Here is a 3,191-nt window from a genome sequence, read left to right as displayed (position 1 = left end):
TGCTCATGCCCTGGGTCGGCACACCTGCAGAGGCCGCAGTGACGGGCAGGCCCATGAGCATCTGCCCGACCTGCTGCGGGGCCATGCCGCTGTCGATGAGAGACTTGGCCTGGCCCATCAGCCTATCCCTTTCTGCGACTGCCCTCTTCTCTCGCTCCTCTTGCTCCTGTTTTTCCTGGCCGTTATCGTCCCCCATTTTGCCTCCTCTCCTCAGTCTGTCCTCAAGCTCTCTTACATGGACCTCACGCTGAAGGTTTAGCTCGCGCAGCTGCAGGGCCAAAGTCTGCCTTTTGTTAAAGTCCTGCTCCTGGGCGATCAGGTCTTCCAGCTCCTGTATGCGGTCTTTCGGCTTCTCTTTGGTGTCGCCCTCACCCGGTGGCAAGTTTAACCCCCGCTTCTTTTTCACCATTTCCAGGGCGTGCCCCATAGTTCACCTCCGTAAGTTTAACCTTATCCCCTTCGATTCCGGGCTGGCCCACACTTAGTGTCCACAGGAGCACTATGCCGTCCATCAGGGTGACGGAGAACTCGTCCTCTCCTGCTATCCCCCTTCGCTTCATGTCGTTGTAGAGCAGGTAGGCTTCATAGAGGACGCCGAGGTTGAGGGGGATTTTCTCCTGGCCGAAGTCGAACAAAACGGGCGGCCTGGCCGAGCTGAGGGCAGTAGCCGGCACTGTTCCCTGGGGAACCGGCGGGGGCGCAGCCGGCGCCTTTGGCGTCTTTGTCGCCTTTCTCGCCGTCGGCCTGGTGGGGTAGATCACCCCGGTTGCCGGGTCCACCCAGCCCAGCCTCTTGTGCTCATCGCCCTTGTGGTGCTTGAAGTGGGCGGAGAAGACGCGTCCCTTCTCTGTTTCATAGCCGCAGGAGCATTTATACATAGTTTTCTACATCCCGCATCCTGCATCTGCATCCTGCATCTGCATCCTGCATTCAGCTTTCATTGCAGCCACATTTTAGCACCCCCGGGGCCGGTTGACGACCCGCCTCCCCAAAAGCTATAGTGGGGGCGTGGACAGAAACTTCACCGCCTACCTCATAGAGCAGGGGAGCAAGCTAGCCTCAGACTTCTTGAAAGTAGTGGTGCTCAGGTCCTCGAAGAAAGCCGCGGCCCCGGAGCCGTCTTCCCCGGTAAAAGAGGAAGAGGCCCGGACCCCCGCCACCACTGCGCCCCCCAGCGCCACATCAGCTACGAGGGGTACCGGCTGCCGGCCCTGCACCAGCGACCATTTCAGCACCTGCGCCGGGGCCCTGGCGGAGGCTCTGAGGTTTGCCCGGGCCGCCGGCATGGAGGACGCCCAGGTCCAGGACAGGCTGGCCCTCTGCGTCGAGGAGCTCAACATCTGGGAGCGGGTGGATGCCGCCCCGGACAAGCTCCCCACCCTGGCTGCCCCCGAGAGGGAATTTGTGCGTCGCTGGCTCCCCAAAGGCAGGGACCTGCGCCACCACCTGAACGAAATTGAAACCCTGGAGAACCTGGAAGCCACGGCCGCCCTGGCCCGGCAGCACTCCAGGGAGGCCAGGACTGAGATGAGGCAGCTCCGGCCCCCCGTCATGAGCAAGATAGAGGCCCTGTCCCAAAAGGTGAAGACGGGGGAGGTCTCCAACAAGGAGGCCCTGGGCCAGCTCTCCGAGTGGTGGGGAAAACAGCGGCCGGAGAAGGGAGGATAACATGCCCGTCAGCGAACGATGCCAGGTAGCCCTCAAGGAGCCGGCGACCCGGGAGGTCTGTCTGGACTTCCGGGAGATAAGGCGGAGGGTTATGTGCGACTCCTGGAGGAGGGTGGAGGAGGAGAGGGTCCCCTTCCGGGAGGCGGTGAGGCGCTCCTGGGACCGGGCGATGGAGGACTGCCGTGGGGCAGGCGTCCACTCCCCTGAGCCGGTGGGGGTGGAGAAGGCGGTGGAGATGCTGGACAGGGAGGGCAAGCCGGCGGGGAGCGTCAGCCTGATGAGCGACGGGCGGGTGGCCTTCTGCCACCGGGAGATCGGGTGCGACACCAGTGAGCACCCTTCACCCGAGGCGTACTACCTGGCCCAGGCCTTCTTCTCCGGCGTCTACGGCTACGGGATGAGGCCCCTGGAGGGCTAGATGAGCTGTCCTATTTGTGGATATCTCTTGAAGGGGGGGTGTTCCCCCAAGCGCGGAAAATGCCCGACGAAGAAGTAACCCCTGCCTGCTCCTGGGAGGAGACCGAGAAAACGATCAAAGAGGCCGGCGCCATGGTGCTGGCCCTCTTCGCAACTGCCGCCGATGCCAAGTGCGAAGCCTGCGACTACTACGACTGGGTGATGACCGCTGTCCAGGAGGAGTCCCCCGAGGCGCCCCTGGGAGCCCTCACCCTGGACCTGGCCGACCCGGGCTGCCAGGAGGTGGCCGAGAAACTGGGGGTGACCGAGTACCCCACGGTCGTAGCCTTCAAGGGCGGGAAGGAGCTGAAACGCCTTCTGCCCTCCCTGAAGCCCGAGGAGGACCTGGAGGTCCTGAAGTCCCTCTGCCGCGAAGTAGGGTGAACCGGACGCCGTAGCCGCAGTTGGGGCAGGCGATGCTCAGGTCAGAAGCCCGGTCGGCTGCCAGCACCCCGCAGGACAGGATGGCCACCAGGGCCCCGTAGGAAATATCCGCCCCTGTAACGTCAACCACATACCTCCTGGCCTCAGCCAGCAGAGAATGCTCCACTGTAGTCAGGTTCACCGGTTTCCGCCTGGCCATGTATTTTTATTCTACCACAGCCGTATACCCCCCCTTGTCTCGAAGAGGCACCTGGTGTAAAAGTTGGGGGTAGGAGGTGAAACATGCCTGAACCACATAAGGGCGCTACTGCCGGCAGGGTCAGAGGTACCAGTATTCCAGGGACCAGGGTCTTCTACCGGCCCTCCCTGGGCAAGATCGTGTTCCGGCCGACGAATGTCATCCGCTCCAGCGACAAGGTGATGGAACGGAACAGGAAGTTCGCCGCGGCCAAGATCGCCACCAGGTGCAAGGGCAGGGGCTGGAAGGAGTTCGTGAAGTGCCTGAGCGTGGAGGGGAAAAAGGTCTAGGCCGAGCGGGCTAGGCTGAGACCCTTGGCCTGGGCCCACCCCTCCAGCTCCCGGGCCAGGCCCTGGAAGAGCCTGCGGTCCCTCGCCTGAGGCGTTGTGATGCAAAGGACGGACCTTTGGGGCAGAAAGGCCACCGTCAGTGTGTGCCCCAGGAG

At 63.0% G+C, this 3,191-nt stretch carries 6 protein-coding genes; 4 read left to right on the top strand and 2 right to left on the bottom strand.

Annotated features, from left to right (window positions below; all coding sequences use genetic code 11):
* Both KJ624_06385 and KJ624_06380 read right to left on the bottom strand, forming a co-directional pair.
* On the bottom strand, nt 1–382 hold a 382-nt coding region (locus KJ624_06385; GenBank protein ID MBU2009442.1), incomplete at its 3' end, for a hypothetical protein.
* Nucleotides 369–878 carry a hypothetical protein gene (locus tag KJ624_06380; protein ID MBU2009441.1) on the bottom strand — a complete coding sequence of 170 codons (510 nt, stop codon included), beginning with the start codon at nt 876–878 and terminating at the stop codon, nt 369–371. The genes KJ624_06380 and KJ624_06385, both read right to left, overlap by 14 nt.
* 130 nt (nt 879–1,008) lie before the next feature.
* On the opposite strand from KJ624_06380, the gene KJ624_06375 reads away from it, so the two are divergent.
* The 4 genes from KJ624_06375 (at nt 1,009) to KJ624_06360 (ending at nt 3,036) form a co-directional block, all read left to right on the top strand.
* Entirely contained in the window at nt 1,009–1,668 is a 660-nt protein-coding gene (locus KJ624_06375; protein MBU2009440.1) for a hypothetical protein, read from the top strand.
* 1 nt (nt 1,669) lies between these two features.
* Entirely contained in the window at nt 1,670–2,086 is a 417-nt protein-coding gene (locus KJ624_06370) for a hypothetical protein (GenBank protein MBU2009439.1), read from the top strand.
* 59 nt (nt 2,087–2,145) lie between these two features.
* Nucleotides 2,146–2,508 carry a thioredoxin family protein gene (locus tag KJ624_06365; protein MBU2009438.1) on the top strand — a complete coding sequence of 121 codons (363 nt, stop codon included), beginning with the start codon at nt 2,146–2,148 and terminating at the stop codon, nt 2,506–2,508.
* 282 nt (nt 2,509–2,790) lie between these two features.
* Entirely contained in the window at nt 2,791–3,036 is a 246-nt protein-coding gene (locus tag KJ624_06360; GenBank protein MBU2009437.1) for a hypothetical protein, read from the top strand.
* The last annotated feature ends 155 nt before the right edge of the window (nt 3,037–3,191 follow it).

The organism is Chloroflexota bacterium (assembly GCA_018825785.1).
Lineage (GTDB): Bacteria > Chloroflexota > Dehalococcoidia > JACVQG01 > JAHKAY01 > JAHKAY01.
Note: the sequence above shows the minus strand (reverse complement) of the source record. Positions and strands in the feature narration are given on the sequence as shown.

What these genes read in the sequence shown, in the direction of transcription:
- KJ624_06380 (MBU2009441.1), bottom strand. Translation starts at nt 878, where the DNA reads ATGTATAAATGCTCCTGCGGCTATGAAACAGAGAAGGGACGCGTCTTC.
- KJ624_06370 (MBU2009439.1), top strand. Translation starts at nt 1,670, where the DNA reads ATGCCCGTCAGCGAACGATGCCAGGTAGCCCTCAAGGAGCCGGCGACC.
- KJ624_06365 (MBU2009438.1), top strand. Translation starts at nt 2,146, where the DNA reads ATGCCCGACGAAGAAGTAACCCCTGCCTGCTCCTGGGAGGAGACCGAG.
- KJ624_06360 (MBU2009437.1), top strand. Translation starts at nt 2,791, where the DNA reads ATGCCTGAACCACATAAGGGCGCTACTGCCGGCAGGGTCAGAGGTACC.